Source organism: Actinomadura sp. NPDC048032, from assembly GCF_040653175.1.
GTDB lineage: Bacteria > Actinomycetota > Actinomycetes > Streptosporangiales > Streptosporangiaceae > Spirillospora > Spirillospora verrucosospora.
The window spans coordinates 1-3,870 of record NZ_JBEZJP010000585.1; the positions used below are offsets into that span (position 1 = coordinate 1).

General features: G+C 73.4%; 3 protein-coding genes. 2 read left to right on the top strand and 1 reads right to left on the bottom strand.

The features are described from left to right. A partial coding sequence (locus AB0C69_RS39395) for a cellulose binding domain-containing protein (RefSeq protein ID WP_360361330.1) occupies positions 1–1,278 on the bottom strand: 1,278 nt, incomplete at its 3' end. Between the two features lie 292 nt (positions 1,279–1,570). On the opposite strand from AB0C69_RS39395, the gene AB0C69_RS39400 reads away from it, so the two are divergent. Beyond that, positions 1,571–2,608 (top strand): LacI family DNA-binding transcriptional regulator, encoded by a 1,038-nt coding sequence (locus AB0C69_RS39400; RefSeq protein WP_345176258.1) that lies wholly within the window; start codon positions 1,571–1,573, stop codon positions 2,606–2,608. A 146-nt stretch (positions 2,609–2,754) separates the two neighbouring features. After that, the coding region (locus tag AB0C69_RS39405; RefSeq protein ID WP_360361333.1) for a cellulose binding domain-containing protein at positions 2,755–3,870 on the top strand (1,116 nt) is incomplete at its 3' end.

Consider the following 3,870-nt stretch of genomic DNA (forward strand, 5'->3'; position numbering starts at 1 on the left):
AAGGCCGAGAACGAGCTGACGGTGCCGCCGGGCGACATCTCCGTCCGCGTCCTCAACGCGATCGGCACCCAGCCACGCGGCCGCCAGGTTCCCGGTGGGGTCGGACGGCTTCTGCGCGAGCCACTGGCCGAGGTCGTTGGAGTAGCTGCTGCCCGCGGCCATGACGACGTTCTGCGCGCCGGTGGAGCGGACGGCGTCGAGGAGGTCCTGCATCCCGGCCGCCTCGTAGGTCAGGCCCGTGCAGGCCGAGCCGCCGTCGCGCCAGCACCTCCATGACTGGGCGTAGTCCATGACCTGGAGGTTGTTCGGGTACGGCTCGTTGAACAGGTCGAATACGACCGCCGTGTCGCCCTTGTAGGCGGTGGCGAGCTGCTTCCAGAATTCCGGTGCGTACTGGGCGTCCGGCATCGGTTTCTGGCATTCCGCCGCCGCGGTCTGGCAATGGCTGTCATAGCCCGTCCACAATCCGCGGCTCCAGTGCAGTTCCAGGATGGGCGTGATGCCGTTCTCTTCGAGCAGCCCCACGTAATTCCTGACGGCGTTCTGGTAGGCGGTTCCGCGGTAGGCGGGCTCGACGTTGTCCAAGCCCAGCCAGCAGTCGGAGTTGAGCGGCACCCGGACCGCGTTGACATTCCACTTCCTGATCGCGGCGACGGAGGCCGCGTCCATCGGGCCGTCCCATATCCCGTTGCCCTGGACGCAGGCGAACTCGCCGCCGGACCGGTTCACCCCGCGGAGGCGAACCGCGGCGCCGGCGGCGTTCACGAACGTGTTGCCGGAGACCTTCAGCTTGGGCGCGGGACCGCCGGGCGGGGGAGTCGTCGGGGGCTCGGTGGTGGGCTCGCCGCCGCCGTTGCAGGCCGTGCCGTTGAGCGCGAAGGCGGTCGGCGCGGCGTTCGCGCCGCTGTAGGAGAACTGCGCCCCGGCCTGCACGGACGCGCCCGTGGCGAGGGTCGCGTTCCAGCTCTCGTTGGCGACGGTGACGGTCGTGCCCGACTGCGTCCACCGGCCGTTCCATCCGCCGGTGAGGCGCTGGTTCCCGGTGTAGGAGTAGGTCAGCGTCCAGCCGGTCACGGCCGGGCCCCGGTTGGTGATCGTGACGGCGGCGGTGAATCCGGTGCCCCAGTCGTTGGTGGTGTAGCCGACCTCGCAGGCGACCGCGGCGCGGGCCGGCCGCGCGCCGAGCACGGTCCCGGTTCCCGCGACGAGCGAGCCCGCCGCGCAGATCGCGCCGGTCAGCGCGGCCACCGCCGCGGTGCGCGGGGAAAGCGATCTCATGGATCTCCGCCTTCACGTCGGACGATTGAGCTTGGGAGCGCTCCCACTCCTGGACTGCGGTGAACGTAGAACGCCCCGGACGCCGGAGGGAAGCCTTGTTCCATTCCTTTCACGAACTTTCACGGCGCCTTGCGCGCGCGGTGAGCGGCGGGTGCGGGCGGCCCCGAATTCGGTTTCCTCGCGACCCTTGACACGATGCGCGTCCGATCAGATTCTTGGGAGCGCTCCCACTACTCCCGACCCGGTCCACCCCCTCGAAAGGCCGGGAACCCCCGAAGGGAGTGCCGAAAGCGTGACCGTCACCCACCCCCCGCACGATCCCGCCCTCCCCGACCGACCGCCCACCCTCGCCCACGTCGCGCAGCTCGCCGGCGTGTCGCCGGCCACCGCGTCCCGCGTGCTGAACGGGTCCGCGCGCGTCAGCAGGGCGGCCCGCCTCCAGGTCGAGGCGGCGGTCGAGCGGCTCGGCTACGTCCGGCGCCGCAGCGGCCCTCCCGACCGGGAGTCCTCCGGCACCGTCGCCGCCGTCGTCTGCGAGGACGGCTGCCGCGTCCTCGGCGACCCGTTCTTCGCGCGCCTGCTGTGGGGCGTGCGCCGCGAGCTCGGCGGCCGCGCGCCGCTCGTCGTCCTCATGGCCGGCCGGGCCGACGAGTGGCGGGCGACCACCGGCTACCTGCGCGGCGGCCGGGCCGAGGGCGTGCTGCTCGTCGGCGCGCGCCGCGACCAGGTCGCCCCGCTCGTGCAGGCCGCCGCCGGCGCTCCCGTGGTGCTCGCCGGGCGCCCGCTCGACGAGGTGGCGCTGCCGTACGTCGACGTCGACAACCAGGGCGGCGCGCACGCCGCCGTCCGGCACCTCCTCGCCTCGGGCCGCCGCCGGATCGGCACCATCGCCGGGCCGGCCGACATGGGCGCCGCCGTGGACCGCCTCGCCGGCTACCGGCTCGCGGCGCGCGAGGCCGGGATCGGCGTCAACGGGCTGGTCTGCCAGGGCGACTTCGGCCGGCTGTCCGGCGAGCGGGCGATGCGCCGCCTGCTGGAGCGCCGGCCGGACGTCGACGCCGTGCTCGCCGCGTCCGACCAGATGGCGGTCGGCGCGCTGAGCGCGCTGCGCCGGGCGGGCCGCCGCGTCCCCGACGACGTCGCGGTCGTCGGGTTCGACGACGCACCGGTGGCCCAGCAGGTCCGCCCCCGGCTGACGACCGTCCGGCAGCCGGCCGAGGACCTCGGCGCCCGCCTGGCGCGCGAACTGCGCGCCTGCACCGGAGGCCGGCCGAACACCGAGCGCGGCGTCGTGCTGCGCACCAAGTTGATCATCCGGGAGTCCGGCTGACGGACCGGGGCCGGCGCGGCCCCCGCCCTCCCCGGCACCACCACCGCCGTGCTCCGCCGGCGGTGGAGACCGCCATGCCCGGACACCGGGCGCGATAGGAAGGAACACAGGTGAGAAGACAGCAAAGATGGCGCGGGTTAACGGCCGTGGGCGCGGTGCTTGCCCTGCTCTGCGGCGGACTGGGCGTGATGGCCCCGGCCCGCGCCGCCGCGGTCGCGTGCAAGGTCGTCTACAAGAAGAACGACTGGGGGAGCGGCTTCACCGCGAGCATCGACATCACCAACCAGGGTGACGCGCTGGACGGTTGGAAGCTGACCTACTCCTACTCGGGGAACCAGAAGCTGGCGAGCGGCTGGTCGGCGAAGTGGTCGCAGTCGGGCCAGCAGGTCACCGCCGAGAACGAGAGCTGGAACAGGGCGCTCGCCTCCGGCGCCTCGGTGAACGTCGGCGCGCAGTTCACCTACAGCGGGACGAACACCGACCCCACCGCGTTCAGCCTCAACGGCACGCCGTGCAACCAGAGCTCGTCCGCCCCGACGGTGGCGCTGACGAGCCCGTCCGCCGGCGCGACGTACTCGGTGGGCGCCTCGGTGCCGATCGCCGCCACCGCGGCGGCCGGCTCCGGCGCGACCGTCTCCAAGGTCGAGTTCTTCGACCAGGACGGGTCCCTCGGCGCGGCCGACACCACGGCCCCGTACGGGCTGAACTGGACGCCCGCGGCGGCCGGCTCGTACTCGCTCTACGCCAGGGTCACCGACAGCACCGGCGCGACGGCCGAGTCCGCGCCGGTGGGCGTCGCGGTGACGGCGGCGGCGAGCGTCGTGGCGAGCCCCACCGCGCTGACCGTCGCGCAGGGCGCGAAGGCCGCCTACGCGGTGAAGCTGTCGGAGGCCCCCTCCGGCTCGGTCACCGTGACGACGACCCGGACGGCGGGCAACTCCGGCCTGTCGGTGACCGGCGGCGGGACGCTGACCTTCACGCCGCAGAACTGGTCCACCGCCCAGAACGTGACGATCACCGCGGACGCCTCCGGGACGGGCCAGGCGACGTTCACCTCCGCCGCGTCCGGCTACACGGCCGCCAAGGTCACCGCGACCGAGGTGTCGACCTCCGGCGACGCCTACACCCAGCGGTTCCTCGACCAGTACAACAAGATCAAGGACCCGGCGAACGGCTACTTCAGCCCCGAGGGCATCCCGTACCACTCGGTGGGTCGCGGCCGCCGCGCCGTCCTCCGCGATGGCGTCGAGGGCGGCCTCGAT